The organism is Streptomyces sp. NPDC107559 (genome assembly GCF_055657365.1).
On sequence record NZ_JBVKBD010000003.1, the window covers coordinates 265,961 to 292,890 of the forward strand.

Sequence of the window (26,930 nt, forward strand, 5' to 3'; positions counted from 1 at the left end):
GAGGCCTCCAGGGGCCGCTGAGGCGCTCGCGGGCCGCCGAGACGGGCTCGTGAGCCGTTCGCGGGCCGGTGCGGCGCCAGGGCCTACTTGAGCCCGATCGCGGAGCAGGCCGCCTTGTAGTCGGCCGTGCAGATGTCGGACACCTTGTAGATGCCGTCCGCGACGACGGTGTCCTTGATGTTGTCCTTGGTCAGCGCGACCACGCTCACCAGCAGCGAGGGGATGTTCTTGTTCGTGGGGCTGTCGACCTTGTCACGGGTCAGGGCGTCGAACTGGATGTCGTGACCCTGGATCCGGGCGACGGCCATCTGCGCGGCGGCCTCGGCCTCCTCCGGGTACGACTTGTAGATGCTCATGTACTGCTGGCCGGCGACGATCCGCTGAACACCCGCCAGCTCCGCGTCCTGGCCGGTGATCGGCGGCATGGTGGTGACGCCCGCCGCCTTGAAGGCCTTGATGACACCGCCGGCCATACCGTCGTTGGCCGCGTAGACGCCTGCGATGTTGCTCTTGCCTATCCGCTCGATCGCCTTGGTCATCTTGGCCTGGGCCACGTCGGGGTTCCAGTCCTTGGTGTCCCAGGTGTCGGCGATGACCACCTTGCCGTCGAGCTCGGCGAGCGCGCCCGCCTTGAACTGCTTGGCGTTCGGGTCGGTGGGCGAGCCGTTGACCATGACGATCTTGCCGGAGGAGTTGTCCACCTGCTCGGCCAGGGTGCGGCCCTGCACCTCGCCGACGAGCTCGTTGTCGAAGGAGATGTACGCGTCGATCGGGCCCTCGGACAGGCGGTCGTAGGCGATGACCGGGATGCCCGCGTCCTTGGCCTTCTTCACCATGCCCGCGATGGCGTGCGAGTCGACGGCGTCCAGCAGGATGATGTCGACCTTGTCGTCGATCATCTTCTGCATCTGGGTGGCCTGCACGTCCGCGTCGGAGGCGGCGTTGGCGTAGGCGGTCCGGCCCTGGCCGTTGGTCAGGGAGGCGACCTTCGCCTTGATGATCGGGTAGTCGAAGTCCGCGTAACGCGTGTTCGTCTTCTCCGGCATCAGGATGCCCACCGTGACGTCGTTGCCCTTCGTCGGGCTCGCTTCGGCAGCGTCCCCCGATGCGTTGAGCATGCCGCAGCCTGCCAGCGAGAGGGTCATAGTGGACGCGGCCACGGATAGGGCGATACGACGCATTCGGGGGCTCACTTCAAGTGCGATCCGGACATGGGTACGACATGGTGACCCAGGTGTCTGAAAAGACAACGCGTCCGCAATGGTCGGCGTCAAGCCGAAGCACTTAACGAGATAGCAACATCATGCTCCGCTTCGCTCACAGTCGGTCGCGAAGGCCCTGCCGATTCTTCACCAAACGGTCTTTTATGGTCCCTTCACTCAATGGAAGTTCACGGAAAAGTAAAGTTTCACACAACCCGTCGCCGCTCCGTCAATCCATGATCACGAAGGGTCCCGGCATCCGCCCGGACCCCGCCGCCGGACGCACGCGAAGGGGCCCGGGAGATCTCCCGGGCCCCTTCACACACGTGCCGTCGCGTCGTACCGCCGCGTCGCGGCCGTCAGTCCGAGGACCCCTGCCGCTTCGGCCGCCAGACCACCAGCGCGCTGGTCTGCTGGACCTCCTGGTACGGGACCAGGTCCCGCCGGTAGGAGGCGTGCACCGCGGCCTCGCGCTGTCGCATCGCGGCCGCCGCGCCCTCCAGCGCCGCCTCCATCTCCGCGACGCGGGACTGGAGCGCCGCGACCTGGTTCTCCAGTTCGATGATCCGCTTGATGCCGGCCAGGTTGATGCCCTCGTCCTGCGACAACTGCTGGACGGTGCGCAGCAGTTCGATGTCGCGGGCCGAGTAGCGCCGACCCCGTCCGGCGGTGCGGTCGGGGGAGACCAGACCCAGGCGGTCGTACTGACGCAGCGTCTGCGGATGCAGACCGGAGAGCTGGGCCGCCACCGAGATGACGTAGACCGGGGTCTCCTCGTTCAGTTCGTACGGGTTACGCCGACGGCCGTCCATCACGCTCAAGCTCCCTTCGCGGCCTCGAACAGCTCCGCCCGCGGGTCCTCCCCCGCGGTCGCCTCGCGATACGCCTCCAGTGCGTCACGAGCATTCCCCGACAGGTCCTTCGGAACACTCACCTCGACGGTGACCAGCAGGTCGCCGCGGGTGCCGTCCTTGCGGACCGCGCCCCTGCCACGGGCGCGCATGGTGCGGCCGTTGGGGGTGCCCGGGGGCAGCTTCAGCGTCACCGGCGGGCCGCCGAGGGTCGGAACCCGCACCTCGCCGCCGAGCGCCGCCTCCGTGAACGTCACCGGGACGGTGACGGTGAGGTTGTCGTCCTTGCGTCCGAACACCGGGTGCGCGTCGACGTGCACGACGACATACAGGTCGCCCGCAGGTCCGCCCCGCTCGCCGGGCGCGCCCTTGCCGCGCAGCCGGATCCGCTGCCCGTCGGTGACACCCGCCGGGATGCGGACCTGCATGGTGCGCGAGGACTTGGCACGGCCGCTGCCCTTGCACTCCATGCAGGGGTGCTCGGCGATCAGGCCGCGGCCCTTGCAGTCCGGGCAGGGGTCCGTCAGCGAGAAGCCGCCGCCGGAGCCCCGCGCCACCTGTCCGGTGCCTACGCAGGTCGGGCACACCCGCGGGGTGCCGTTCTTGTCGCCGGTGCCGGAACAGGCCTTGCAGGCCTGCTGCGAGGTCATCCGCAACGGGACCGTCGCGCCCTCGATCGCCTCGGTGAAGCTGAGGGTGACCTCGGTGTCGATGTCCTGGCCGCGCCGGGGCTGGGCGCGCGTGCCGGTGCCCGCGCCGCCCCGGTTGAACAGGCCCCCGAAGACGTCGCCGATGCCGCCGCCGAAGCCGCCGGCACCGCCGCCGCCCTGGGGGCCGCCGCCGAAGAGGTCGCCCAGGTCGAAGTTGAAGTTGCCGCCGCCCGCGCCCGGTCCCGGGCGGAACCCGCCGGCACCGAAGAGGGCGCGGGCCTCGTCGTACTCCTTGCGCTTCTTGGGGTCGCCGAGGACGTCGTTCGCCTCGGAGATCTCCTTGAACCGCTCCTCGGCCTTGTCGTTGCCCTTGTTGGCGTCCGGGTGGAACTCGCGGGCGAGCTTCCGGTACGCCTTCTTGATCTCGGCCTCGGTCGCGTCCTTGGGGACGCCGAGGACCTTGTAGTAGTCCTTCTCGATGAAGTCCTTGGTGCTCATCCCCGACGCCCCTCCTTCCGCTTCCGTGTCTGAGCGTCAGCCCTCGTCCGGGCCACCGCTCTCCTTGTCGTCACCCGTCTCGGCCGAGTCCTCGGCCTTGACCGTGTGCGCCCCCGGCTGGGGCTCGGCCACCGCCACCCGCGCGGGGCGGATGGTGCGCTCGCCGAACCGATACCCGGGCTGGAGAATCGCCACGCACGTCGTCTCGGTGACGTCCGGCGCGTAGCTGTGCATCAGGGCCTCGTGGATCGTCGGGTCGAAGGGCTCGCCCTCCTTGCCGAACTGCTGCAGGCCCATCTTCGCCGCGACGGTCTCCAGCGACTCCGCGACGGACTTGAACCCGCCGACCAGCTCGCCGTGATCGCGCGCGCGACCGATGTCGTCGAGCACGGGCAGGAGCTCGGTCAGGAGGTTCGCGATGGCGATCTCCCGGACCGCGATCCGGTCCCGCTCAACTCGGCGACGGTAGTTCTGGTACTCGGCCTGGAGCCGCTGGAGGTCCGCGGTGCGCTCACCGAGCGCGGTACGCACCTGGTCCAGCTGGGCCACCAGGGCCGCGGTCCGGTTCGCGTCCCCGGCCGGGGCCGCAGCCTCCTCCGCGGAGGGAGCGGCGGCCTTCGGCTCGGCGTCGTCAGAGGTGGCGCCGGAGGGGACGTCGGGCTTCTCCTCGAAGCCCGGGGTCTCCTCCGTCACGCGACACCGTCCCGGCGCTCGTCGTCGACGATCTCGGCGTCCACGACGTCGTCGTCGGCGCGGGGGGCCTCACCGGCGGACGCGCCACCGGCGGCCTGCGAGGCCTGGGCGTCGGCGTACATCGCCTGGCCCAGCTTCTGCGAGACGGCGGCGACCTTCTCCGTGGCGGTGCGGATCTGGGCGGAGTCCTCGCCCTTGAGCGCGGCCTTGAGCTCCTCGACGGAGGCCTCGACCTCGGTCTTGATCTCGCCCGGGACCTTGTCCTCGTTGTCCTTGAGGAACTTCTCGGTCTGGTAGACGAGCTGCTCGCCCTGGTTGCGGGCCTCGGCCGCCTCGCGGCGGGCGTGGTCCTCCTCCGCGTACTTCTCGGCCTCCTGGCGCATGCGGTCGACCTCGTCCTTCGGCAGCGAGGAGCCGCCGGTGACGGTCATCTTCTGCTCCTTGCCGGTGCCGAGGTCCTTGGCCGTGACGTGCATGATGCCGTTGGCGTCGATGTCGAAGGCGACCTCGATCTGCGGCACGCTGCGCGGGGCCGGCGGAAGACCGGTCAGCTCGAACATGCCGAGCTTCTTGTTGTACGCCGCGATCTCGCGCTCGCCCTGGTAGACCTGGATCTGCACGGACGGCTGGTTGTCCTCGGCGGTGGTGAAGATCTCGGACCGCTTGGTCGGGATCGTCGTGTTCCGCTCGATGAGCTTGGTCATGATGCCGCCCTTGGTCTCGATACCGAGGGACAGCGGGGTCACGTCGAGGAGCAGGACGTCCTTGACCTCACCCTTGAGGACACCGGCCTGGAGGGCGGCGCCGATGGCGACGACCTCGTCCGGGTTCACACCCTTGTTGGCCTCGTTGCCGCCGGTCAGCTCCTTGACGAGCTCGGCGACGGCGGGCATACGGGTCGAGCCGCCGACGAGGACGACGTGGTCGATCTCGGACAGCTGGATGCCGGCGTCCTTGATGACGTTGTGGAACGGCGTCTTGCAGCGCTCCAGCAGGTCGGCGGTCAGCTGCTGGAACTGGGCGCGCGTGAGCTTCTCGTCCAGGTGCAGCGGGCCCTCGGCGGAGGCCGTGATGTAGGGCAGGTTGATCGAGGTCTCGGTGGACGAGGACAGCTCGATCTTGGCCTTCTCGGCAGCCTCGCGCAGACGCTGGAGGGCCATCTTGTCCTTGGCGAGGTCCACGCCGTGACCGGAGCGGAACTGCTGCACCAGGTAGTCGACGACGCGCTGGTCCCAGTCGTCACCACCGAGGTGGTTGTCACCGTTGGTGGCCTTCACCTCGACGACGCCGTCGCCGATCTCCAGGAGGGACACGTCGAAGGTGCCGCCACCGAGGTCGAAGACGAGGATCGTCTGGTCGTCCTTGTCGAGGCCGTAGGCGAGCGCGGCCGCGGTGGGCTCGTTGACGATACGAAGGACGTTGAGACCGGCGATCTCACCGGCTTCCTTCGTCGCCTGGCGCTCGGAGTCGTTGAAGTACGCCGGGACGGTGATGACCGCGTCGGCCACCTTCTCGCCCAGGTACGCCTCGGCGTCGCGCTTCAGCTTCTGCAGGATGAACGCGCTCATCTGCTGCGGGTTGAAGTGCTTCCCGTCGAGCTCGATCTTCCAGTCGGTGCCCATGTGGCGCTTCACCGAGCGGATGGTCCGGTCCACGTTCGTGACCGCCTGGCGCTTGGCGACCTCGCCGACCAGCACCTCACCGTTCTTCGCGAAGGCGACGACGGACGGCGTGGTCCTGGCACCCTCGGCGTTGGTGATGACGGTGGGCTCGCCGCCCTCCAGAACGCTGACGACGGAGTTAGTCGTGCCCAGGTCGATGCCGACCGCACGTGCCATGGTGATTTCCTCCAGCTGACTTGAGTGGAACGGACTCAAGTGTGCACGACCACCACCCCGCGGTCAACAGAGCTGAGCCCCAGCGACTCAACTCTTATCCGTTCCTTACACGCAACTGCGCTCTGACCTGCGTAGATGCGGGCCGTCTCGAACCGTTCACCGGAAATCGAAGTACCCCCCATACGGCGATCAGCACCACCACCGCCACCCAGAGCGCGGCCCCCGGGCCGATCCACCCGGTGTGCATCAGCACCCCGACGAGCACCGCGGGGAACGCCGCGGCGCCGAGCACCACGGTCGCCCCCTGCGGGGTGAACCCGAGCCGGCGCAGCCGGTGGCCGAGATGGTCGGGCCCGCGGCGCAGCAGCGGGCGCCCGGCGATCCGCCGGGCCGCGACCACGAGGACGGCGTCGGCGCCGGCGACCGCGGTGAGCGCGAACAGCACGCCCACGCTGGAGCCGAACCCGTACCCGGCGCGGACCTGCACGGCGCCCGCGGCGAGCACGAAACCGGTGAACAGCGACCCGCAGGCGCCGAGGCCGACCCGCGCGGGATGCCAGTTGTGCATGAGGAAGCCGGTCAGGGCGGCGGCCAGCACACTGAGCAGCGCCGCGAGCCCGTCCATGACCTCGGCGGCGGCGCAGGCGCCCGCCCCGAAGGCGGTGACGACCCCGACGGTGCCCACGAGCCCGTCGGCGTGGTCGAGCCCCTTGAAGGCGGCAGTCACGCACACGATCCAGGCCACGGCCGACAGCCCGGCGGTCGCACCCGTCTCCGCGTACGGCACGACACAGGCCGCCGCCACGGCCGTACCGACGACGAGGAACCGCGTCTTCAGCCGCCACACGTCGGCGGCCAGCCCGAGTACGGCGACCGCGGCGCCCGCGCCGAGCAGCTGCCCGATCCCGGCACCGAGCGGTGCGACCCCCGTCCAGTCGCCCAGCGCCGCTACGGCACAGGTGGCCACCGTCACCGCCACTCCCCCGGACAGCGGCAACGGCCGCTGCCGCCGTCGGTCGACCATTCCGAGCCGGCGAGCGGGCACCCGGAACAGCGCCGCGAGGACGGCGGCGAGGAGGAGAGCGGCGGTGGCGGCGGTGATCCCGTAGAGCACGGATATAAGTTAGAGGTAAATGTATCAATTTGGTACGAATAACACGATCAGATCATGACCGCTCCCGACCGCCCCGGACCGCTCCCGACCGGCCTCGCGACCCGGATCATGAGGCAAGCCTCAGCGACACAGATCACCGAGCGGCTGACTACAGTGCGGCGGAGGATGCGGGTAGTCTCAGACGGACTGCATAAGTTACCGCTTAGTAATCTCGATCGAGAATCCCTCGCAGGCCCGAGGAGCCCCGAAATGCAACTCGCCGCGATCATCGTGTCGCTGGTCCTGACCGTGGTCGGCGTGGCGCTGCTCGCACGCGCCGTCGGCCAGTTCGTCCGGTACTTCAAGCTGGGACAGCCCGTGCCCGCCGGAAGCCGGACCGACAACCCCTACCAGCGCAGCGTGACGCTGGTCCGGGAGTTCCTCGGCCACACCCGGATGAACCGGTGGGGCATCGTGGGCTTCGCCCACTGGTTCGTGGCCGTCGGCTTCCTGACGCTGCCGCCGACCCTGGCGCAGGCCTTCGGGCAGCTCTTCCAGGCCGACTGGACGCTGCCCGTCATCGGCGACTTCCTGCCGTTCGAGATGTACACCGAGTTCATCGGTGTGATGACCATCCTGGGCATCGTCGTCCTGATGGCGATCCGGCTGCTGAACCTGCCCTCGCGGCCGGGCCGCAAGTCCCGCTTCACGGGCTCCAAGTCCGGCCAGGCGTACTTCGTCGAGTACGTCATCCTCACCATCGGCCTGGCCATCTACACCCTGCGCGGCCTCGAGGGCGCCATCCACCACGTCGACGGCTACGAGGCCGGCTACTTCGCCTCGTACCCGCTGGTGCTGGCCTTCAAGGGCCTGAGCGTCGGCACCCTCCAGAACCTGGTCTACCTGGTCGCCATGATCAAGATCAGCGTCTCGTTCATCTGGATGATCGTGGTGTCGCTGAACACCAACATGGGCGTCGCCTGGCACCGCTTCCTGGCCTTCCCGAACATCTGGTTCAAGCGGGAGGCGACCGGCGGCACGGCCCTCGGCGGCCTCCAGCCGATGACCAGCGGCGGCAAGCCGATCGACTTCACCGACCCCGGTGACGACGACGTCTTCGGCGTCTCCCAGGTCGAGCAGTTCTCCTGGAAGGGCCTGCTCGACTTCTCCACCTGCACCGAGTGCGGACGCTGCCAGTCGCAGTGCCCCGCCTGGAACACCGGCAAGCCGCTCTCCCCGAAGCTGCTGATCATGTCGCTGCGCGACCACGCGCACGCCAAGGCCCCCTACCTGCTGGCCGGCGGCGGCAAGACGATGGAGGGCGAGGAGAAGGCGTCCGAGGAGCAGCTGGCGGGCGTGCCCGCGGCGGCCCTCGCCGAGGCCGAGCGCCCGCTCATCGGCACCGCCGAGGAGAACGGCGTCATCGACCCGGACGTCCTGTGGTCCTGCACCACCTGCGGCGCCTGCGTCGAGCAGTGCCCGGTGGACATCGAGCACGTCGACCACATCGTCGACATGCGCCGCTACCAGGTCATGATCGAGTCCAGCTTCCCCTCCGAGGCGGGCACGATGCTCAAGAACCTGGAGAAGAAGGGCAACCCCTGGGGCCTGGCCAAGAAGCAGCGCCTGGAGTGGACGAAGGAACTCGACTTCGAGGTGCCGGTCGTCGGCCGCGACATCGAGGACCTCACCGAGGTCGAGTACCTGTACTGGGTCGGCTGCGCGGGCGCGCTGGAGGACCGGGCCAAGAAGACCACGAAGGCGTTCGCCGAGCTCCTCAACATCGCGGGCGTCAAGTTCGCGATCATGGGCGGCGACGAGAAGTGCACCGGTGACTCCGCCCGCCGCCTCGGCAACGAGCCCCTCTTCCAGGAGCTCGGCATGGAGAACGTCGCCGCGCTGAACATGGCGTTCGGCGAGGACGACGAGGACGAGTCGACGAAGAAGCCCAAGTCGGCCAAGAAGATCGTCGCGACCTGCCCGCACTGCCTCAACACCATCGGCAACGAGTACCCGCAGCTCGGCGGCGACTACGAGGTCATCCACCACACCCAGCTGCTCCAGCACCTGGTGGACGAGGGCAAGCTGGTCCCGGTCACCCCGGTCGAGGGCATCATCACCTACCACGACCCCTGCTACCTGGGCCGCCACAACAAGATCTACACGCCGCCGCGCGAGATCATGACCGCCGTCCCGGGCCTGCGCCAGCAGGAGATGCACCGCCACAAGGAGCGCGGCTTCTGCTGCGGCGCCGGCGGCGCGCGGATGTGGATGGAGGAGCGGATCGGCAAGCGCATCAACAACGAGCGCGTCGACGAGGCTCTGTCGCTGAACCCCGACATCGTCTCCACCGCCTGCCCGTTCTGTCTCGTCATGCTGACCGACTCGGTCAACGGCAAGAAGAACGAGGGCAAGGCCAAGGAGTCCGTCCAGGTCGTGGACGTCGCCCAGCTGCTGCTCGAGTCCGTCAGGACGCCGGTCGCGGACGAGCCCCCGGCGGGCGAGTCGCAGTCGGAGACCGAGCCGGAGCCGGAGCCGGCGAAGTAACCGCCGTTCCACCCGCCGACGCCCCCTGACCCGCCTGCCGGGCAGGGGGCGTCGCCGTACCCGCTCCGCGGGCCGCACGCCCTCCCCCCGCCGTACGCACCGCAGTTGCCGTCACGCGCGTCACGCGGACGGAGGACACCGCCGCCGTGCCTTACGGTCCCGCGCGCGGAACCCCCCCAGCCCCTCAGAAAGCCCCCGGGGCCCCCCTTAGGGGATGTCACAGCTCGGCAGCAAACCCCGGCCCGGAACCCCCGTCCCCACCCCTCACCCGCCGGGACCAGGTACGTTCGAAGGCGTGGCTGGATTCAGGAACGGACGCGGCGGCCGGGACGACCGCGCCCCGCAAGCGCGACCGCACAACCCTCCGTACGGGCAGCAGGCTCCCCAGGGGCCGCCGTCCTACGGCTACCCGTCGGCTCCGCAGCCGTACCCGCAGCAACCGCAGTACCGGGGCGGCCAGCAGCCGCCGCACGGCGGCTCCGGCGGGGCCGGGTGGCCGCAGGGCAACGCCGGCGGCTACGGCGGCCAGGGCGGCGACGAGCCGGAGTACTTCGGCGCGGCCGACCCCTACGGCCAGGCGGGCGACGCCCCGCACGACCCGTACGCGGCGAGCCAGCCGGGGCACACCCAGGCGTTCTCGATCGACGAGCACGCCTCCTACAACCAGGGCGGCACCTACCACGCGGGCGCCGCGCAGCCCTCGGCCCCGGTCGGCCCGCCGCTGCACTGGAAGGCGCTGCTGAGCGGCATCGTGACCGCCCCCGACCAGACCTTCCTGCGGATGCGCGACTACACGATGTGGGCCCCGGCCCTGATTGTGACGTTCCTCTACGGCCTGCTCGCGGTCTTCGGCTTCGACGGCGCCCGCGAGGACGCCATCAACGCCACCCTCTCCAACGCCGTCCCGATCGTCCTGACGACGTCGGTCGCGATGGTGCTCAGCGCCTTCGTCCTCGGCGTGGTCACCCACACCCTGGCCCGCCAGCTCGGCGGCGACGGCGCCTGGCAGCCCACCGTGGGCCTGTCGATGCTGATCATGTCCCTCACGGACGCGCCCCGGCTGCTGCTCGCCATGTTCTTCGGCGGCAACGCGACCTTCGTGCAGGCCGTGGGCTGGGCGACCTGGGTGGCCGCCGGAGCGCTGCTGACCATGATGGTCCGCCGCTCCCACGACCTGCCCTGGCCCAAGGCGCTGGGCGCGTCGGCGATCCAGCTGATCGCGCTGCTGTCGATCGTGAAGCTGGGCACGTTCTAGGACCGGTCCGGCCGGACCCGGCAGAAGCAGAAGGGGCTCACCGTCCGGTTCGGACGGTGAGCCCCTTCTGTCACCTCGGCCGCCCCACCCGGGCGGCGGCTCAGGGCCTGTGCGGGTTCAGAGCGCTTCCCGGTTCGGCCGGGCGGCCTCTCCCGACTTGTGGACGGGCGGCAGAACGCTCCAGGCGTCGTTGACTGAATGAGGGTAGTCGCCGACTCGCTGTATCCGCAGGTCAACCATGCACAGCCGATCGGAACTGATCCAATACGCACGGACGCGAGGCCGGCAGATGCACAGCCCCGCGTCCGTGGTCAGTGATCGTGAATCAGGTCAACGCCACACCGGTTCGATCAGGTTGGGGTCGAACATGCGCCTCCCCCTCCCTGCGGGGTGGATCAAGACTGCCGAGAGACTGTGCAAGATCAACGCTTGTTGACGCTCAAGGGGGAGCGCCAAGAAGTCTTCGACGGTATCGACGGTCAGCGACACTGCTTGCTGTCGCTTCTTGCTGAAGCGTGCTCGCTCCACCTTCAGCTCATCGCGTCGACGCTCCAGGTCCGGCAGAAGCTGGAGCAGCGTCGACACGGTGATCACTTTGGCCTTCGCGGCCTGTGTCAGGGCAGCGATGTCCGCCTCGACATCAGACCACCGTTGGGCTTCCCCTGTCGCGCGAGTTCAAGGTGCTTGCGCTGGATACGGCGTGACGCGTCGTGTGACGACTTGTTGGCGAAGGCCACCATGACGCGCGCCATGGTGCGGCCATCAGCCGTCCCCAGGTTCACGTCATTGGTGACCGTGGCGAACACGAGCCGCTTGCGCCCTTCGTACATGTCGATGAGCCGTTCAAGGTCTTTCGGTTGGCGTGCGAGCCGATCGAGGTCATAGGCCACAACCCCGTCGATCAGCCCGTCCGCCAGCACGCCCTCCGCGCGAGGGCGTACCAAGTCGCAGCGGCCAGCTTCACCCGGCAGGACCAGGCCGACGCGGCATGGGTCGCGGCGGACCGCGCGCTACAGGCAGCCGAGCTTGCGGGGCAGCCCCTTGAGGTTGTTGCGAGCCTGTTCCGCATGGCGCACGCCTTCATGCGGCAGCAGCACATGGAGCAGGCCGAACAAGCGGCCAAATCCGCCGTGACTGTCATGGAGCCCAGGGCGAAGGCCCCCGCGTGCCCACCGGAAGAGCTGTCGCTGTTGGGCGCCATGAACCTGGTTCTCGCAGTGATCAACGCGCGGGAGGGAAACCGGGGAGGTACCCATGAGCGCATCGACCGAGCACGAGTGATCGCGGCTCGGTTGGGCGAGGACCGCAATGACTTCGACACTGAGTTCGGGCCGACGAACGTCGAGATTCACGCGGTGAGCACAGCAGTCGAGTTGGGCGACGCCGGGCTTGCCCTCGACGTGGCTCAACAGGTTGACACATCGAGCCTCTCCCCCGAGCGGCAGTCACGTTTCCTTCTTGACGTGGCGCGAGCACACGCGCAGCGGCGGCACGTCGGTGAGGCCACAGCCGCGCTCTTGGAATCCGAGTCCTTGGCCCCCGAGCAGATCCACGACCACCACTTGGCACGCGAAGTCATCCGCGACTTGGTCCAGCTCTCCGAGCCCCGTGTTCCTGAGTCCCTGCGCGGCTTGGCCGAGCGAAGCGCCGTCAGCTAGGGGCTGTCCTGGCGATCATCCGGTACGCAGCCTCGGTGCTACTTTGACCAGGATCAGGGGGGCGCCATGGTGAGGGGTGAGCGGACGAGTGGGCAGTGACCTGCGGCGTGCGGCTGTGGTGGCTCTCGGTGAACTCGGGCGAAGTGATGACTGGCGTGACCGGGCCGATGCCGGTGCCGGCTTGTCAGGATTCGCCGAGATGCCGGAGGCCGTCGGGCTACTGCTGGAACTCGTGCTCGACCGCGGCGACACCTTCGTCACTCGGCACACAACGCAGGGCCTGCTTCGGCGAAAGGACAGGGCAGGGCTGTCGATCGTCGCATCCGCGCTGGCGGTGGCCAACCCAAACCACAGCGATTGGATCCACACTGCGGTTGTCGACGTATTCAGCATCTTCTCCACGGACCTGGACGAGGCGCTTCGGATCTGCGAGGAGATGACGCTGGACTCCGACGAGCGCACGGCCCTGGGGGCCCGTCAGCTGCACGAGGCCATGACACAGATCGATCCAGTCCTTCGCCCCGTCCAGCGCGACTAGGACTTGTCCGGCCGATCTTGTTACAGATTTCTCTACCTCATCAAGCCCCGGCTGCGCTCCGCTCCGCCGGGCGCGCTTCCCGGCTCCGCTGCGGGCGCCGCTCCTGCCTCCGGCCCGCTCCGCCCGCGCTGCGCCGACGCGCGCCCACATGTGGACAGGGCCGGTAGCCACGAGTCGAGCACCGCAGAACGCGGCCAACGGTCAAGGCGATGCCTCCGGCGGGGGATCGGCCGGCACCGGGATGGAGGGGGCGCCGTCGCCGACCGCGGGCCCGTAGTGGCGTGCGCGGGGAGCTCCCATCCCGTCCACCGTCGACCCAGGCAGAGCCGAGCAGACGCGGCCCATGGCGTCCAGGAAGCTCCTATAGGACGTCAAGTGGCCTGTGGGAGCCGCAATTGTGCAACGTTCATGCTGGTCAGATGTTTGTAGACCTCTCGCGCGATGAAGCGTTTGAGGCAGCGGAAGATGTCCTTCTTGGACATGCCTTCGGCGGTGCGTCGTGCGACGTAGAGCCGGGTGCGGGAGTCATAACGCATGCGCACGAGGGCGATCGTGTGGAGGGCATGATTGGCCTGGCGGTCCCCGCCACGGTTGAGGCGATGGCGGTTGGTCCGTCCGGAACTGGCGGAGACGGGGGCCGCCCCGCACAGGTGGGCGAAGGCAGCTTCAGACTTCAGCCGGCCGGGGTTGTCGCCTGCGGTGATCAAGAGCTGAGCGGCTGTCTCGGTACCCACACCGGTCAGATCCATCAGCCCTGGAGCTGCTCGCGCGACCAGGGGGGCGAGTTCGGCGTCGGCGTCGGCTATCTCCTGGGTGAGGTGCTGGTAGCGGCGGGCCAGACGCCGTAAGGCGGTTCGGACAGCGCAGGTCGCGTCGGCGAGGTCCGCGCCGGGACGGGAGCGGGCCAGTTGCGCAATCAGCTGGTAGGTGGGCAGGCTGCGCAGACCTTCCCGGACCTCGGCGGGGGCGGAAACGATGAGCGTGCGAATCTGATTGATCGTCTGGGTGCGGGACTTGACGGCCGAGCGGCGGACCACTCGCAGAGACCGGATGGCCTCCACGATGCCGTCGCGGGTCTTGGGACGACCGTGGGCGCGGCCGGACAGCACGGCGGTCGCGGCGGCGTAGGCGTCGACGGGGTCGGACTTGCCGTTGGCCCGCCGGGCCTTGCGGTCAGGGCGGTCGACATCGACCACGCTCACCTCGCTCGCCCGGAGGAACCGGGCGAGTTCGCAGCCGAAGGCGCCGGTTCCCTCGACGCCGACGGCGAGCACGTCGCCGTGTATGCGCATCCATTCCAGCAGGCGGCGGTAGCCGTCGGGGGTGGTGGGGAACGCAGCGGTGGCCAGGTGTCGGCCAATGCTGTCGATCACCGCTGCCTGATGGAAGTCGGTGTGGGTGTCCACACCGCCGACCACTGCGATCTGATCTGCCATGCCGGTACCTGCTGCCCTTCCGTGCGGTACGCGAGAGATCGCACGGGCCGGCCGGGCGCCAGGACAAGACTGTGACGGGACCTGTGGCCGGGCTCCTATGAGGTCACAGACACTCGGTCGGCCGCGCGCAAAGCGGCACCGCCCGTCCGACCGACGATTCCTTGAAAGGACAGCCCGAAGCGTCAATCGTTCGGTGGGTCAGGCCGCCGAGCGATGCCACGACCAATCCTCACAGTCGTTCGTACAGTGGCGCGCTCCACCTGGACGCCATGAACCACGCCCGCTCCACGGTGTGTGGGTCGACGGCGGACGGGATGGGAGCTGGGGTGAGTGGTGGCAGAGCAAGCGGATGGGTGATGCTCCGTGGAGGAGTGGATTCACCGAGACGCTCATCCGAAAAGCAGCAGCCCGAGACCGAAGACGACGGAAGCCGTCCCTTGCATGATCGCTGCCCAGGCCGAGTACGAGCCCTCCGTCGGCAGTTTCCACCGTCTCCAGCGGGCGCAGAGGCCGAAGGCGACAAGCAGGACGCCGAGGATCACGAAGGCTGTGCCGCCAGCTATCGGATCATCATTTGTCTGGGGCGCGCTGGCAAGAGTCGACGGCATGGCGGAACTGTAGACGACAGGTGGCCGTGCCCCTCGCGTGCTGGTCAGCGTCCGTTTCTGCTGGCGGTGGGTGTGGGATTTGAACCCACGGTGACTCGCGCCACGACGGTTTTCAAGACCGCTCACGGGCCCCGCTGAGACTCCAATACTGGCGAGGTACTCTCCCGGCGGAGGGGTGCCATGACTTCGTTGATCATGTTGGCCTGCGGATGCCTGATGGCGTCTCTGGGGACGTTGACCTTGAAGGGTCGGCTCGGAGCGCATTACAGCCATCCCCGGAAGGCTGGTTGGGGTTCCATCCTGATTGGTACCGCTTTGATCCTGGATGGACTGCCAAGGCTGGTCGGATGGTCCTACAGGGTGGGCTCGGACCTCGCTGGCGTAGCCATGATTCTCGTCGTGCTCGGCGGATTGCTTCAGATCCTCGGAGGACCAACGCTACGGGCAGCCCGACTCCTGACATCACCAGCTGACACCAACAAACACGAACAGCGGCGGTCGAGGCCGGACCCCAGAGGCTGATCAGCCGAGGCGCACGGGCGGTTGATCGACGTTGGTAGGCCCCTGTGATTGACCTGATAAGGATGAGGCCACACCTCCAAGCCGTTCCGCCGGCCGCGCGTACACTGCCGCTCGCAGTCCGAGGAGCAAGGCATGGAGGACGACGGCATGGCGGATGTGTCCAGGTTCCCTGGGCGAGCAGGGCGCATCGCAGTGCTCGCCTTGGTGTCTTGCGGTTGGGTGGCCGCCCCCATCTCCACATTCATAGAGGTACCCCACATCACTTGGCCCGGATCGGTCCTGTTTCTTGCGGTTGGCGCACTTCTTGCCCGGGAGTGGCGACGGGTCTGGCATCGAGAGGCCCCGTACGACATGCAGCAGCGAGCCCCGGAGCTTCCAACCTGGGGCCAGTCACCCGCGGAACCGCCGCCCGGGCCCCGGGGATAGCCTTCCCGTCGGTTTGGAACACACTTGGAGGCTTCCTGTGCAGACCGTCGTTTTCCTGCTGAGGAGCACACTTGGCCTTGGTGGCGGCCTCGTCTGCGCCTGGGAGCTCATCCGCCAGGCTTCAGGACCGGGCTGGAGGAAGCCTCGGGGTTTCACTGCGGTGGCGGCTGTGCTTCTCGCCGCTCTGCTCGCCGTCTAGGAGATAGCGGCCGGACGCCGGAGTGTAGAACCCGCTCGCGTACAGCAACCACAGTCTCCTTTCCCGTCCAGCAGTGCCCGCCGGAGACCGTGAGGCGACCTGCATGGCCACCGTTGGCCGATCTCTCAAGAGCTACGGATCAGAAGGCGGTCCGAAGGTCCGGATAGCAAGAGAGTCCCTCGCTGATCTAGCGAGGGACTCTCAGATACTTGGAAAAGGTGCAGGTCAGAGCGCCTCTTTTGACGGCGTGATCGGCTCCCCGGACTTACGTACTACAGGCAGAACGCTCCACGGGAAGTTGATCCACGCGTCCGTGCGCTTCCACACGTACTCGCACCTGACGAGGGAGTGCGGCTTCTCGTAGATCACCGCGGAGCGCACCTCGGCGACGTGCTCGACGCAGAAGTCGTGCACGAGCTTGAGGGTCTTGCCGGTGTCGGCGACGTCGTCGGCGATCAGCACCTTCTTGTCGGTGAAGTCGATCGCGTTCGGGACGGGCGCCAGCATGACCGGCATCTCCAGCGTCTCGCCCACGCCCGTGTAGAACTCCACGTTCACGAGGTGGAGGTTCTTGCAGTCGAGGGCGTAGGCGAGCCCGCCGGCCACGAAGACGCCCCCGCGGGCGATGGACAGCACGATGTCCGGCTCGAACCCGTCGTCGGCGATCGTCTGCGCGAGCTCGCGGACGGCGACGCCGAACTGCTCGTAGGTCAGGTTCTCCCGCTCGTCCGCGGCGCTCATACCTGTGTCCGGTGGAAGTCGATGAAGGAGCGGGAGGCGGTCGGACCGCGCTGCCCCTGGTACCGCGAGCCGTAGCGCTCACTGCCGTACGGGGACTCCGCGGGCGAGCTGAGCCGGAACATGCACAGCTGTCCGATCTTCATCCCCGGCCACAGCTTGATGGGCAGGGTCGCGAGGTTGGACAGCTCCAGCGTCACGTGCCCCGAGAACCCGGGGTCGATGAACCCCGCGGTGGAGTGGGTGACGAGCCCCAGCCGCCCCAGCGAGCTCTTGCCTTCGAGCCGGGACGCGAGATCGTCGGGCAGCGTGATGACCTCGTACGTGCTGGCGAGCACGAACTCCCCGGGGTGGAGGATGAACGGCTCGTCGCCCTCGGGTTCCACCAGCCGGGTCAGGTCGGCCTGCTCGACGGAGGGGTCGATGTGGGGGTACCGGTGGTTCTCGAACACCCGGAAGAACCGGTCGAGGCGTACGTCGATGCTGGACGGCTGCACCATGGATTCGTCGTAGGGATCGATCCGCACCCGCCCGGCGTCGATCTCGGCCCGGATGTCCTTGTCTGAGAGAAGCACGTCCCGAGGATACGCAAGGCGCGCGGACCCACCACCATCGTGGCGTCTCCGCGCGCCTGCCACCACGGTCCGCTACTGCCGCTGACGCCCGATGCCGACCGGCACCGAACTGCGCAGCCGCGCGCAGCGCGGACACCGGACGAGCCGCCCGGGACCGAGTCGCTCGGCCTGCTGCATCGGGAACGAAGTGGTGTTGAACACGTGCCCATCGGCACAACGGACGACGGTGCGCTCCATCAAGTCCTGGAGTCCCTTCCCCATAAGAGGCGCGTCCGGCCGGGATGCCCGGACGCCAAAAGCCACATTACGGGATGAAGCGGCTGACTCTCCAGGACCCGTCCCACACACCGGTCCCTCGCTTCACGCCTCCACGGTACGCCCCAACTCCCGCCCCACGCACCCCTGTCACACCCCCCTGAAACGCACCGGGGCCCCGCGGCTTCAGCGCCGGGGGCCTGGCATGAGGTACAGTGAGCGAGCATTCGGACACCGGATCAATCGGCGTCTTACGCGGGTGTAGTTTAATGGTAGAACATCAGCTTCCCAAGCTGAGAGCGCGAGTTCGATTCTCGTCACCCGCTCCACGATGAAGGCCCAGGTCATAGACCCGGGCCTTTTCTGTTCACCTTGATCGGTCGTCACGTCGCCGAAGGAACTCCGGCACGGACACGACGCGTTGTCCGTGCCGGAGGCCGAGGCGCTTCGCCCGGCTCGACGCCCTCACAGCCGGCGGATCGACACCGTGTGGCGACGCCGGCGGACGCCCGCCTCCTCCGCCAGGCGGCCCGTGCCACCCAGGACGATCACCTGGAAAGCCGTGCCGACGTAGGCGGCCACGAAGCGGGAGATCCTGCGGGTAGTACGCATGATGGGTTACCTGCCTGCTCGGGTCGGTGGGCTGCTGTTCTTCGGGCGCGCGTTCAGGCGTCGTCGGTCGATGACGCCGTCAACCGATGGCGTCGCCAGTCGATGGCGTCGTCAGTCGATGGCGTCGTCAGTCGATGGCGTCGTCAGTCGATGGCGTCGGCCATCGACTGCTGCCAGTACGTGACCTTGAGCGAGTCGTCGACGTAGACGCCCTTCGCGGGCAGCGGCGGGTGGGCGCCCGCGCCGACGCTCTCGTTGCCGGAGGGGCCGTGGAAGTAGACCGTCAGGGACTTCGCGGTGTAGCCGTTCGAGCCGCTGCCGTCGCCGGCGGAGAGGTTCACGGAGGCGTACCCGGACTCGCCCGGCCGGAGCGTGACGACGGCCTGGGGCTTCGAGTCCTCGATGACCGGAGGCACGGCCTGGGCCTCGCCGAAGCGGACCGCCGGGTAGCCGTGGAGGTAGCAGCTCTTGCCGCCGGTGTTGGTCACCGTGAGCAGCATGTGGTTCACGGGACGGCTCAGCGGGGCCGCGACCGTCTTGGTGTTGGACCCCTCACAGATGACCGGCTTGCCGGAGGAGACGGGCACCTTCGACGCGGAGGTGTGCGCGCCGGACGGCGTAGTGGCGGTGGCGGACTTGCCGTCCGAGGAGGAACCCGCGGAGGAGCCGGCGCCGGAGTCGGAGGACGGAGCGTCGGAGGAAGGAGCGCCGGAAGGAGAGCTCGCCGTCGGGGTGGCGGCCGTCGAGGCACCCTCGGTGCGAGCGCCTGTTCCGTCGTTGCACGCGGTCAGGGAGAACGCGGCGAGAACGACGGTCGCGGCGGCGCCGATCAGACGGGTGCGGGAGGTGCGGAGGCTGGACATGTGGCCGTGCCCTTCGGTGTTCGGGTGGGGATGGTGATTGGATGACTGAAGCTTGTGAGGTGATTCGTCCCAACTGCCATGCCCAGCGGGCAGTTGGGGACGCTGGAACACTGAAACGCGCTCTGACCAGGGAGAAAGCAGTGCCCTTGGAACGCGCGGCTGGAACACGGGGGACGGAGGAACGGGTGTCGGGGGAAACAGGGGCCGGGGAGACGGAGGCGTTCGCGCGTCTGCTGAGGGAGCTCAAGGACCGCTCTGGACTCAGCTACGGGGTGCTTGCCAAGCGGCTGCACATGAGCACGTCGACGCTGCACCGTTACTGCAACGGCACCGCGGTGCCGATCGAGTACGCACCGGTGGAGCGCCTCGCCAGGGTCTGCCGGGCGACGCCGCAGGAACTGGTCGAGCTGCACCGGCGCTGGATCCTGGCGGACGCGGCACGAGGGCGCAGGCCGGATCAGTTCACGGCGACGGGTCCGGCCCAGGAAGCCGGTCCGGACGGTTCGGGCGGTCCGGCGGATGCGGTCGGTCCGGCGGATGCGGTCGGTTCGGTGAATGCGCCGGAAACGGCCGAATCGGCGGACAACGTCCCAGCGGCATCGCGCGGGAGGAGCGACGGCAAGAACGATGAGTCGGTTGTCGTCGATGTGCCGCGCGAGCTCGCGCCGCCCCGTCGACCCCGTCGTCGCCGTACCGTGCTGATCGCCTCCGCCGCGGTGGCCGCCGTGCTGGGAGCCGTGGTGCTCACCGTGCATCCGCTGTTCGGCGACCGGAACGCCACGGGTGACCGGCAGGCGGCCGGTGCTGCCACCGCCGCGGTCAGCGGCACGGCCGACACCGGGAAGCCGTCCGCCGCACCGTCCCCGAGCGCGACGGGACACAAGCCCTCCGCATCGTCCTCCCCCTCGGCCACCGAGTCCGGGGGAGCCGGCAAGGGCGACGGCGAGCAGGGCGCGGCCGGGCCCACGGGCGGCAGCGCCGCCGTCGGCGCCGTCCCGCTCACCGTCGGCACCCGCCCGTACGTCTACGACAGCCCGTGCAGCCAGCACTTCCTCGTCGACAGCGAACCCGAGCAGGTCGGTCCGCCGGCGAGCGAACAGGTCGCCCCGCGCTGGGCCGCCGCGTACGGGGCGGTCTCCTCGGACGAACAGCGGGTCGCCCTCACCGTCCAGGGCACCGGCAAGGACACCGTCGTACTGGAGGCGCTGCATGTCCGTGTCCTGACCGAGGCGGCGCCGCTCGCCTGGAACGACTACTCGATGGGCGTCGGCTGCGGTGGCGGCGTCGACACCAAGTCGTTCCACATCGACCTCGACGACGGCAGTCCCGCGGTCACCGTCAAGAACGGCCAGCGCGACTTCCCGTACAAGGTCAGCGAGTCGGACCCCGAGGTCTTCTACGTCACCGCCCACACCGAGGCGCACGACGTCCGCTGGGACCTCGCCCTGGACTGGTCCAGCGGCAGCCGCCGCGGCACCGTCCACATCGACGACAACGGCTCCCCGTTCCGCACCAGCGCCGACGCGAACCGCCCGGGCTACGACTACCCGCTGGGCAGCAACGAGTGGATCAAACGGGAGGGCTGACAGGCTGCGTCGGCCGCCAGAAGGCCGGACGTGTCGGCGACGACAATGATCACGCGGCGGATCCCGAACCCGGGCCGGTCTCACGCCGGACGGCCTCGGCGACGCACGAACGACTTGACCCGCCGGACCGCGGTCCTAGTCGCCCGAGAAGCCGAAGATTCCCAGGTGGGTGGGCTTGTCGTCGGAGTGGAGGACTACGTAGTAGCCGGTCCAGCGCATCCGGCACTCGCCGAACAGGCTCCGTTCGTGCTCCTTGTTGTTCATGGCCGCGGCGGCGGCGGCGAGGTTCCGGTACTGCTCGACCGTGGGCCGGGCCGTACCGAAGTGGTGGACCACGCGGTCGAATGCCAGCGGGCGCAGGGTGCCGTAGTCGGAGCCACGGGACTCCTTCGGCGGGGTGTCCACGGCGACGACCCTGTCGACGTCGAGGATCGTGTGGGTGCCCTCCTCCCCCATGAACTCCTCGTCCGCGTACAGCTCCTCCAGGCTCCGGTACTCCGAGCCGTCCCCGTACTCCTCCTGGAAGACCCTGGCGTGCAGGGCTTGCAGGGCCGCCGCGGCGTCCCCGTCGTACTCGGTCACGTAGTCCCACCCGCTGGCACCCATCGCACAGCCCTCCCTGACGGTTGTGTACGGCCGGAACCGTAGCGGCGGGTACTGACACCGGCATCGCCCCTCGGTCCGCTCCCAGCAATGGTCTGGTCATGCACAAGTAAAATGCTATGATCCGGCGACTCGCCTGGGGGGGTGCCCGAGCGTCGTGTGCCACCGCGCGTCCGTGACCCGCGGTGCGACGAGCCGCGCACAGGTCTCTCCATGCCTTCGCCTACCGTCCGGAGAGATCCCGCATGGGCAGACGCGCGCTCGTACGAAGCGCCACCGCCGTCGCCGTTTCCTGCACCCTGGCCCTCGGCCTCGACGTGCTGGCCCTGGGCAGCGCGCACGGGGCGCCGGTCACCGGAGAGGTGGCCGTGCCGGCCACCACGTCCCCGGTCCCACACACCGGCCTGCTGAGCGCGGGGCCCTCGGGATTCCTCCGGTACGAGGAGGGCCGCGGCCAGCTGTGGACGACGTACGACGGGGTCGACACGGTCGTCGACGCCTCGGGCACGGACGCGTACGGCGTCACGAGCTCCGGCGCGGGTTCGGACGTCGTCGCGCACTTCGACAGCTCCGCAAGGGTCGTGACGCTGCGGAACATGACGTCCGGTCAGACCGGTACGGTCGCACTGCCCGAGGGGTACTTCTACTTCAGCACGCTCGGGTCGACGGTCGTCACCACGACGGGGACCCCGCGCGACTCGCAGTGGCATCTGCTGGACGCCCAGGACGACGGCTCCGTCTCGGACCGCTTGGTGGAGGGCGTGCCCTCCGGCGTCACGACGTCGTCCGCCGCCGGGCTGGGCGACGCGCGCGGACAGGTGGTGCAGTACAGCAAGGGCGACGACTACGTCACCGGGTGGCTCGACATCGAGCAGGCGCGCTTCACCGTCCTGCCGTACAACATGCAGGCGTGGTACTACCTCGTCGCGCTCAGCCCCACCCACCTGGTGTGGTACGACGACGGCACCCTGCGCGTCGCCTCCCGCCAGAACCCGTCCGCCGCCCTGCGGACCGTGCGGGTCGGCGACGTCATGCAGGTGCTGGGCGTGGTCGGCGACAACGTGATCGTGTCCCGGTACGACTCCTCGCTGGGCCAGCGGGACACCTATCGCGCGGTCTCGCGCGTCGAGGCCGTCCCGCTCGACGGCTCCGCGCCGCGGACGCTGCTGGCCCGGACGTCACGGGAGGCCGTGGCCACTCCGGACGGCGGGCTCCTGGTGGCGGGCGGCGCCGACCTGGACCACTGGGGCGTCTCCCTCGTCGAGGCCACCGCGGGCGGCGGGGTCACCGTGCGCCGGATCGCGGACGCGTACCCCCGGCAGGCGGCCCACACGGTCTCCCATCTGACGCTCGCGCAGGGCCGGCTGACGACCGTCGAGCAGGACCCCGTGGGTGACTGGACGTATCTGCGCACCCGTGAGACCGGTGTGGCCGACTCCCCCACGGCGGGGGCCGCCGTCACCCGCGGCCGCATCGTGACGGAGAACTACACGGCGGGCCGTCCGTATCTCCTCGACACCGGCGACGGCCGGACGGTCCTCCACGGCTTCGGCACGGAGCCCGGCGACCAGCCCCAGCTCCTCGAGACGGGCCGGTCGCTGCCCGGCACCCGGATCGACGGCTCCCGCACCTATCAGACCGCGGTCGCGGCGGACGGCCGCTTCGCCGCCCTGACCAGGCCGTACGACAGCACGGGCAAGGCGGAGACCCGGATCGTCGACGTCGACTCCGGACGCACGGTGTTCACGACGACGGAGAGTGTGGCGGCGATCTGGGGCACCACCGTCTGGGTGATGTCCGGCCATGACGGAGTGGACGCGTACGACCTGCTCACCGGGAAGCAGGGCGAGTCCGTGTGGTTCGGGCGCGGCTGTCTGCTGAACGACTTCCAGGCGGTCGGCCGGTGGCTGCTGTGGAACTGCGTCCGCGACTCGGAGGGCACGGGGGTCTACGACACCGTCACCAAGCGGAATCTGAAGCTCGCGGACGGCTCGTTCCCGGCACCGGCGCAGCTCGGCGACGGCTTCGTCGCGACGGCCGAGGCCGGACAGCTCAAGGTGATCGACGTGCGCGGCGGAACGCCCGTGACGCACACCGCCGGAACCTTCGAGGGCAACGCCTGGGACGTCGACCCGTACACCGGCGTGATCGCCCAGCTCCGGTCCGACAACTCCGTCCGGCTGACCGCGAGCGACGTCCCCGTCTCGGCCCTGGTCCAGCGTGACGCCACCGTCGCCGCCTCGGTGGACGTCAAGGGCGGCGCGGTGTCGTGGAGCCCGAAGTGGTGGCTGAACAAGCCCGCGGCCTCCTGGACCCTGGTGATCGGCGACCGGTCCGGCAAGGCCGTGCGCACGCTCTCCGGTGGCCTGGCGCGCGGTGTGGTGAGCCCGGCCTGGAACGGCAAGGACGGCTCGGGCCGGCTGGTGGCCAACGGCGCCTACACCTGGAAGCTGACCGTCACCCCCGCGGACGGGCAGGGCGCCGCGCTGACCAGGACCGGCTCGGTCAAGGTCACCGGCGCCGCCGCGGTCCACCGCGACTTCGTCGGCTCGGACGGCTTCGGCGAGCTGCTGACGCTGAACGGCTCGGGCGGGCTGACGTACCAGTACGGGGCGGGGAAGGGCACGTTCACCGGGAAGCTGACGGGCTCCGGGTGGCCGACGACCGTGAAGGCGGTGCCCTTCGGCGACCTGAACGGTGACCGCTGCAACGACGTGCTGGTGCGGTTCAGCACCGGCGCCCTGCGCGCCTACCGGCCCGCGTGCGGGGCGGCGCCGACGCCCACCACCGCGTACACCTCGCTGGGCACGGGCTGGAACCAGTACGACGTGCTGACCTCGCCCGGGGACCTCAGCGGTGACGGCCGGGCCGATCTGATCGCCCGCCAGGCCTCGACCGGCGACCTCTACCTGTACACGGCGACCAGCACGGGCAAGCTCGCCGCCCGGGTGAAGATCGGGTCCAAGTGGACGGCCTACAAGAGGATCGTGGGCGCGGGCGACCTCAACGGCGACGGCTTCGGCGATCTGCTGGCGCAGGACAGGTCGAACGACGTGTGGCGCTACGACGGCACCGGGACCGGCAAGCTCAAGAGCCGCGTGAAGGTCTTCGACAACTGGGGCTCGTCGTACAACGTGATCGTGGGCGTCGGAGACATCACCGGTGACGGCCACGCCGACCTGATCGCCCGCGACACCTCCGGCGCCGTCTGGCGCAACAGCGGCACCGGCAAGGGCTCCTTCGGCGGCCGTACGCGGATCGCCACCGGTTGGCAGGGGTACAAGGGCCTGTTCTGAGCCGGCTCCCCCTGCTGCCCGGCGGGCCCGGACGCTCCGTGCGTCCGGGCCCGTTCCCCGTCCTGGGGCAGGTCTGCCGTGGCTCAGCCCATGCAGTTCGGGACGGGGACGTCGCTGCCCGCGCAGTTGGTGGGGGCGTTGCCGCGGACCCGGGATTTGATCAGGGCGACGGTGCCGCCGGTGTTGAGGACACCGCCGGGGGCGATGGTGGACGCGTTGCTGTTGATGTTGCTGTTCGTGACGGTGACCGAGCTGGGCCCGAAGGAGCCGGTGAAGTTGGCGACGCCTCCGGCCCGTCCGGCGGTGTTGTCGTTGACGTTGGTCCGCGTGATCCGCAGGGTGCCGTCGTTGGCCGCACCGCCGCCGATGGCACCGGCGTGGTTGCCGATGATGCGGCTGTCGGTGATGGTCATGTCGCCGTCGTTGGCGACGCCGCCGCCGTTCACGTTGGCCATGTTGTCCATGATGTTGGTCCGCTGGATCAGGGTGACGGACCCCGTTCCGCCGCCGATCCCGCCCGAGAAGTTGGCGCTGTTGTCGCGGATGGCGCTGCCGGTGACGGTCAGCCTGCCGCGGTTCGCGATGCTGCCGCCGAAGTCGGGCGCGGCGCCGTTGGTGATGGTGGCGTCCCTCAGCATGAGATTGCCGCTGCTGCCGACGGAGAGGATGCCGAAACTGGCCGCGGAGTCGCGGGTGATGGTGCTGTGGCGGGCGTTGATGACGACCGTGCTGACGATCTCCGGCAGAGGCGCGCTGAGCTCGTAGGTGCAGCCCCACGACAGCACCAGGTTTCCGCCTCCCGCGTTGGCAGCGGTGATGGCGGCGAACAGGGCGCTCTCACTGCACGGGACGTTGGTGTGCGGCGCGGCGGGGGCGGCCGTGGCCAGTACGGCGCCGAAGTCGACGGCGCCGTGGCTCGGGGGGCAGGGCCGATGCTGCCTGCGCCGACACCCGCGGCGACGGATTCGGGCGCGTGGTCCCCTCGGACGGTGCAGCCCTTTCCACCCGACAGCCGAAGACCGATGACCGACGGCTGATTACCGGCGGCCGATGACCGGCGGCCGATGACCGGCGGCCGACGGCCTTCGGCTGCGGTCCAGGTGAGCAGCCGTTATCCGGCAGCCGTACAACGTGGCACGGCGACCCGGTCCCCCTGGCGGCACGGCGACCCGGCCCGGTTGTCCGCGAACTCTCCCGGGATTGTCCGTGATCGGTAACGGACGGATCCCCTGGCCGGCTTTCCTCGTCCTGCCAAGTGGTCGCACGGCGACCGGGGACCGACGAGGCACTGGGCGAAAGCGGGGCGGACATGGCACGGCACGGCGGGGTGCGCGGCTGGTACGGCAAGATGATCGGGGCGGCACTCGGGGTGACGATGTTCGCCGTCGGTGCCTCGCTGTGGACCGCGCAGGCCGACGCCGTGAACGACCCGTCGCCGAAGGCGACCGCCTCGGCGAAGCCGAGCGATGCCGTCAAGGCGGTCGCGATAACCATCGCGCACGCCTCGGACAAGGGCGCACACGGCGTCAACATCACCATCGACGACGGCCCCGACCCCGTCTGGACCCCCCAAGTGCTCGACGTGCTGCGGGAGTACGGGGTGAAGGCCACGTTCTGCATGGTGGGGACGCAGGCGCAGGCCCACCCGGACCTCGTGAAGAAGGTGGTCGCCGCCGGGCACCGGCTGTGCGACCACACGGTGTCGCACGACACCTCCATGGACAAGAAGCCCCTGGCCTACCAGTCCCGGGAGATACTCGACGCCGAACGCATGATCACCGAGGCGTCCGGGGGCGTGCGGCCGATGTACTACCGCGCCCCGGGCGGCGCCTTCACCCCCGACAGCCGCAAGCTCGCCGCTTCCCGGGGCATGCGCCCGCTGGGCTGGAACGTGGACACCAAGGACTTCGAGCAGCCGGGCGCGGACGCCATCGTCGCCACCGTCCAGCGGGAGCTTCCCAACGGGCCGACGATCCTCTTCCACGACGCGGGAGGCGACCGCGCCCAGACCGTCGAGGCCCTGCGCCGCGTCCTGCCCTGGCTCAAGGAGCAGGGCTGCTCCTTCGGCTTCCCGGTGCGCTGAGCCACCGGCCGGGTGCCGGACAGATCCCCAGGGGGGGCGAGCCGCGGGCTCGCCCCTCTTCCTTGTCCCCGCTGCCGGGCCCTTGTTCGTACTGTCGGGCGGCCGGGTCGAGGACCACCTCGTGACATCCCCCATGGGGGACAGAAGCAATACCGGCGACTGTCCTGTACCGGCCGGAAGTCGGGCTGTCCGTCGAGAAGGAAGGTTGCACGGTCGGCAACAGCTCCGCGACGGACCTCGTTGCCTCCACCCGGCAGACAGGACGGTCCGTCCATTGCCGGGAGCGGGCATGGGCGGACTCCCGC

At 69.3% G+C, this 26,930-nt stretch carries 24 protein-coding genes and 1 tRNA gene; 8 read left to right on the top strand and 17 right to left on the bottom strand.

Annotated elements, in window-relative coordinates; translation table 11 throughout:
- Positions 1 to 83: 83 nt before the first annotated feature.
- From ACZ7OY_RS12655 to ACZ7OY_RS12680, 6 genes are all read right to left on the bottom strand, one after another.
- Positions 84 to 1,181 (bottom strand): sugar ABC transporter substrate-binding protein, encoded by a 1,098-nt coding sequence (locus ACZ7OY_RS12655; protein WP_471911400.1) that lies wholly within the window; start codon positions 1,179 to 1,181, stop codon positions 84 to 86.
- 380 nt (positions 1,182 to 1,561) lie between these two features.
- A complete protein-coding gene (locus ACZ7OY_RS12660; RefSeq protein ID WP_375973912.1) occupies positions 1,562 to 2,014 on the bottom strand; it encodes a heat shock protein transcriptional repressor HspR in 453 nt (150 codons plus the stop codon).
- Between the two features lie 5 nt (positions 2,015 to 2,019).
- Positions 2,020 to 3,201, bottom strand: a complete 1,182-nt coding sequence (gene dnaJ / locus ACZ7OY_RS12665; RefSeq protein WP_351619230.1) for a molecular chaperone DnaJ — start codon at positions 3,199 to 3,201, stop codon at positions 2,020 to 2,022.
- Positions 3,202 to 3,237: 36 nt separating this feature from the next.
- A complete protein-coding gene (gene grpE / locus ACZ7OY_RS12670; RefSeq protein ID WP_471911401.1) occupies positions 3,238 to 3,894 on the bottom strand; it encodes a nucleotide exchange factor GrpE in 657 nt (218 codons plus the stop codon).
- Positions 3,891 to 5,732, bottom strand: coding sequence for a molecular chaperone DnaK (gene dnaK / locus ACZ7OY_RS12675; protein WP_471911402.1), 1,842 nt, complete (start codon positions 5,730 to 5,732; stop codon positions 3,891 to 3,893). Before dnaK ends, grpE begins: the two co-directional genes overlap by 4 nt.
- Before the next feature lie 94 nt (positions 5,733 to 5,826).
- A complete protein-coding gene (locus ACZ7OY_RS12680; protein WP_471911403.1) occupies positions 5,827 to 6,846 on the bottom strand; it encodes an MraY family glycosyltransferase in 1,020 nt (339 codons plus the stop codon).
- 249 nt (positions 6,847 to 7,095) lie between these two features.
- On the opposite strand from ACZ7OY_RS12680, the gene ACZ7OY_RS12685 reads away from it, so the two are divergent.
- Both ACZ7OY_RS12685 and ACZ7OY_RS12690 read left to right on the top strand, forming a co-directional pair.
- Positions 7,096 to 9,372 (top strand): (Fe-S)-binding protein, encoded by a 2,277-nt coding sequence (locus ACZ7OY_RS12685; protein WP_471911404.1) that lies wholly within the window; start codon positions 7,096 to 7,098, stop codon positions 9,370 to 9,372.
- A gap of 214 nt (positions 9,373 to 9,586) precedes the next feature.
- Positions 9,587 to 10,627, top strand: a complete 1,041-nt coding sequence (locus ACZ7OY_RS12690; protein ID WP_471911405.1) for a Yip1 family protein — start codon at positions 9,587 to 9,589, stop codon at positions 10,625 to 10,627.
- Positions 10,628 to 10,957: 330 nt separating this feature from the next.
- On the opposite strand, the gene ACZ7OY_RS12695 is transcribed toward ACZ7OY_RS12690, so the two are convergent.
- On the bottom strand, positions 10,958 to 11,212 hold the full coding sequence (locus ACZ7OY_RS12695; RefSeq protein WP_471911406.1) for a hypothetical protein: 255 nt from the start codon (positions 11,210 to 11,212) through the stop codon (positions 10,958 to 10,960).
- 29 nt (positions 11,213 to 11,241) lie between these two features.
- Positions 11,242 to 11,547, bottom strand: a complete 306-nt coding sequence (locus tag ACZ7OY_RS12700; RefSeq protein ID WP_471911407.1) for a recombinase family protein — start codon at positions 11,545 to 11,547, stop codon at positions 11,242 to 11,244.
- A gap of 147 nt (positions 11,548 to 11,694) precedes the next feature.
- On the opposite strand from ACZ7OY_RS12700, the gene ACZ7OY_RS12705 reads away from it, so the two are divergent.
- Complete coding sequence (locus ACZ7OY_RS12705) at positions 11,695 to 12,285, top strand: transcriptional regulator (protein WP_471911408.1); 591 nt, start codon at positions 11,695 to 11,697, stop codon at positions 12,283 to 12,285.
- Between the two features lie 88 nt (positions 12,286 to 12,373).
- Positions 12,374 to 12,823, top strand: coding sequence for a hypothetical protein (locus ACZ7OY_RS12710; protein WP_471911409.1), 450 nt, complete (start codon positions 12,374 to 12,376; stop codon positions 12,821 to 12,823).
- Positions 12,824 to 13,194: 371 nt separating this feature from the next.
- Here ACZ7OY_RS12710 and ACZ7OY_RS12715 read toward each other — a convergent pair whose 3' ends face one another.
- From ACZ7OY_RS12715 to ACZ7OY_RS12735, 5 genes are all read right to left on the bottom strand, one after another.
- A complete protein-coding gene (locus ACZ7OY_RS12715) occupies positions 13,195 to 14,259 on the bottom strand; it encodes an IS110 family RNA-guided transposase (RefSeq protein WP_471911410.1) in 1,065 nt (354 codons plus the stop codon).
- Positions 14,260 to 14,648: 389 nt separating this feature from the next.
- A complete protein-coding gene (locus tag ACZ7OY_RS12720; protein WP_471911411.1) occupies positions 14,649 to 14,867 on the bottom strand; it encodes a hypothetical protein in 219 nt (72 codons plus the stop codon).
- 1,372 nt (positions 14,868 to 16,239) lie between these two features.
- Positions 16,240 to 16,755, bottom strand: coding sequence for a phosphoribosyltransferase (locus ACZ7OY_RS12725; RefSeq protein ID WP_471911412.1), 516 nt, complete (start codon positions 16,753 to 16,755; stop codon positions 16,240 to 16,242).
- On the bottom strand, positions 16,752 to 17,327 hold the full coding sequence (gene dcd, locus ACZ7OY_RS12730; protein ID WP_162468433.1) for a dCTP deaminase: 576 nt from the start codon (positions 17,325 to 17,327) through the stop codon (positions 16,752 to 16,754). The genes ACZ7OY_RS12725 and dcd overlap by 4 nt, the downstream gene beginning before the upstream one ends.
- A gap of 72 nt (positions 17,328 to 17,399) precedes the next feature.
- Positions 17,400 to 17,588, bottom strand: a complete 189-nt coding sequence (locus tag ACZ7OY_RS12735; RefSeq protein ID WP_471911413.1) for a hypothetical protein — start codon at positions 17,586 to 17,588, stop codon at positions 17,400 to 17,402.
- Positions 17,589 to 17,837: 249 nt separating this feature from the next.
- On the opposite strand from ACZ7OY_RS12735, the gene ACZ7OY_RS12740 reads away from it, so the two are divergent.
- Positions 17,838 to 17,911, top strand: a tRNA-Gly gene (locus ACZ7OY_RS12740).
- A 136-nt stretch (positions 17,912 to 18,047) separates the two neighbouring features.
- On the opposite strand, the gene ACZ7OY_RS12745 is transcribed toward ACZ7OY_RS12740, so the two are convergent.
- Both ACZ7OY_RS12745 and ACZ7OY_RS12750 read right to left on the bottom strand, forming a co-directional pair.
- Positions 18,048 to 18,194: a hypothetical protein gene (locus ACZ7OY_RS12745; protein ID WP_471911414.1), complete on the bottom strand. Its 147-nt coding sequence runs from the start codon at positions 18,192 to 18,194 to the stop codon at positions 18,048 to 18,050.
- Between the two features lie 143 nt (positions 18,195 to 18,337).
- Complete coding sequence (locus ACZ7OY_RS12750; protein WP_471911415.1) at positions 18,338 to 19,057, bottom strand: DUF4232 domain-containing protein; 720 nt, start codon at positions 19,055 to 19,057, stop codon at positions 18,338 to 18,340.
- 185 nt (positions 19,058 to 19,242) lie between these two features.
- Here ACZ7OY_RS12750 and ACZ7OY_RS12755 point away from each other — a divergent pair, with 185 nt between their 5' ends.
- Positions 19,243 to 20,643, top strand: a complete 1,401-nt coding sequence (locus tag ACZ7OY_RS12755; protein WP_471911416.1) for a helix-turn-helix domain-containing protein — start codon at positions 19,243 to 19,245, stop codon at positions 20,641 to 20,643.
- 135 nt (positions 20,644 to 20,778) lie between these two features.
- On the opposite strand, the gene ACZ7OY_RS12760 is transcribed toward ACZ7OY_RS12755, so the two are convergent.
- Positions 20,779 to 21,249 (bottom strand): hypothetical protein, encoded by a 471-nt coding sequence (locus ACZ7OY_RS12760; RefSeq protein WP_471911417.1) that lies wholly within the window; start codon positions 21,247 to 21,249, stop codon positions 20,779 to 20,781.
- A gap of 242 nt (positions 21,250 to 21,491) precedes the next feature.
- Here ACZ7OY_RS12760 and ACZ7OY_RS12765 point away from each other — a divergent pair, with 242 nt between their 5' ends.
- Positions 21,492 to 24,542, top strand: coding sequence for an FG-GAP-like repeat-containing protein (locus ACZ7OY_RS12765; protein WP_471911418.1), 3,051 nt, complete (start codon positions 21,492 to 21,494; stop codon positions 24,540 to 24,542).
- A gap of 83 nt (positions 24,543 to 24,625) precedes the next feature.
- On the opposite strand, the gene ACZ7OY_RS12770 is transcribed toward ACZ7OY_RS12765, so the two are convergent.
- On the bottom strand, positions 24,626 to 25,327 hold the full coding sequence (locus ACZ7OY_RS12770; protein WP_471911419.1) for a hypothetical protein: 702 nt from the start codon (positions 25,325 to 25,327) through the stop codon (positions 24,626 to 24,628).
- A 524-nt stretch (positions 25,328 to 25,851) separates the two neighbouring features.
- Between ACZ7OY_RS12770 and ACZ7OY_RS12775 the strand changes: the two genes are divergently transcribed.
- Positions 25,852 to 26,625 carry a polysaccharide deacetylase family protein gene (locus ACZ7OY_RS12775; RefSeq protein ID WP_471911420.1) on the top strand — a complete coding sequence of 258 codons (774 nt, stop codon included), beginning with the start codon at positions 25,852 to 25,854 and terminating at the stop codon, positions 26,623 to 26,625.
- Positions 26,626 to 26,930: the final 305 nt, after the last annotated feature.

Coding starts and splice junctions, on each gene's coding strand:
- ACZ7OY_RS12655 (WP_471911400.1), bottom strand. CDS start 1,181: ATGCGTCGTATCGCCCTATCCGTGGCCGCGTCCACTATGACCCTCTCG.
- ACZ7OY_RS12660 (WP_375973912.1), bottom strand. CDS start 2,014: ATGGACGGCCGTCGGCGTAACCCGTACGAACTGAACGAGGAGACCCCG.
- dnaJ (WP_351619230.1), bottom strand. CDS start 3,201: ATGAGCACCAAGGACTTCATCGAGAAGGACTACTACAAGGTCCTCGGC.
- dnaK (WP_471911402.1), bottom strand. CDS start 5,732: ATGGCACGTGCGGTCGGCATCGACCTGGGCACGACTAACTCCGTCGTC.
- ACZ7OY_RS12685 (WP_471911404.1), top strand. CDS start 7,096: ATGCAACTCGCCGCGATCATCGTGTCGCTGGTCCTGACCGTGGTCGGC.
- ACZ7OY_RS12690 (WP_471911405.1), top strand. CDS start 9,587: ATGTCACAGCTCGGCAGCAAACCCCGGCCCGGAACCCCCGTCCCCACC.
- ACZ7OY_RS12705 (WP_471911408.1), top strand. CDS start 11,695: ATGGCGCACGCCTTCATGCGGCAGCAGCACATGGAGCAGGCCGAACAA.
- ACZ7OY_RS12715 (WP_471911410.1), bottom strand. CDS start 14,259: ATGGCAGATCAGATCGCAGTGGTCGGCGGTGTGGACACCCACACCGAC.
- ACZ7OY_RS12720 (WP_471911411.1), bottom strand. CDS start 14,867: ATGCCGTCGACTCTTGCCAGCGCGCCCCAGACAAATGATGATCCGATA.
- ACZ7OY_RS12725 (WP_471911412.1), bottom strand. CDS start 16,755: ATGAGCGCCGCGGACGAGCGGGAGAACCTGACCTACGAGCAGTTCGGC.
- ACZ7OY_RS12735 (WP_471911413.1), bottom strand. CDS start 17,588: ATGGGGAAGGGACTCCAGGACTTGATGGAGCGCACCGTCGTCCGTTGT.
- ACZ7OY_RS12745 (WP_471911414.1), bottom strand. CDS start 18,194: ATGCGTACTACCCGCAGGATCTCCCGCTTCGTGGCCGCCTACGTCGGC.
- ACZ7OY_RS12750 (WP_471911415.1), bottom strand. CDS start 19,057: ATGTCCAGCCTCCGCACCTCCCGCACCCGTCTGATCGGCGCCGCCGCG.
- ACZ7OY_RS12760 (WP_471911417.1), bottom strand. CDS start 21,249: ATGGGTGCCAGCGGGTGGGACTACGTGACCGAGTACGACGGGGACGCC.
- ACZ7OY_RS12765 (WP_471911418.1), top strand. CDS start 21,492: ATGGGCAGACGCGCGCTCGTACGAAGCGCCACCGCCGTCGCCGTTTCC.
- ACZ7OY_RS12775 (WP_471911420.1), top strand. CDS start 25,852: ATGGCACGGCACGGCGGGGTGCGCGGCTGGTACGGCAAGATGATCGGG.